This window comes from Leucobacter sp. M11, from assembly GCF_035726885.1.
Taxonomy (GTDB): Bacteria; Actinomycetota; Actinomycetes; order Actinomycetales; family Microbacteriaceae; genus JAPFRB01.
In genome coordinates this window covers 537,456-537,692 of record NZ_JAPFRB010000002.1, presented here as the reverse complement: position 1 = coordinate 537,692, position 237 = coordinate 537,456, and the positions used below count along the sequence as shown (strand labels likewise).

Here is a 237-nt window from a genome sequence, read left to right as displayed (position 1 = left end):
ACGGTTGCGCTCGGATACAAGGGCGGCATCGGCACCTCCTCACGCAGGGTCGCCATCGGGGACACGGAGTACACCGTGGGCGCGATCGTCCAAACCAACTTCACCGGGACCCTCACGGTCGCGGGGGTCCCGCTGCCCGCAACGGAGCTGCTGGAGACGGAGCCAGCGGAGACCATCGGGAACTCCTGCATGATCGTGGTCGCGACGGATGCGCCCCTCGACGCCCGGCAGCTGAAC

The 237-nt window shown here is 68.4% G+C and carries 1 protein-coding gene; it reads left to right on the top strand.

Features of this window, described 5'->3' with window-relative positions:
* On the top strand, window positions 1–237 hold a 237-nt coding region (locus OOT08_RS06900), incomplete at both ends, for a P1 family peptidase (protein ID WP_325091859.1).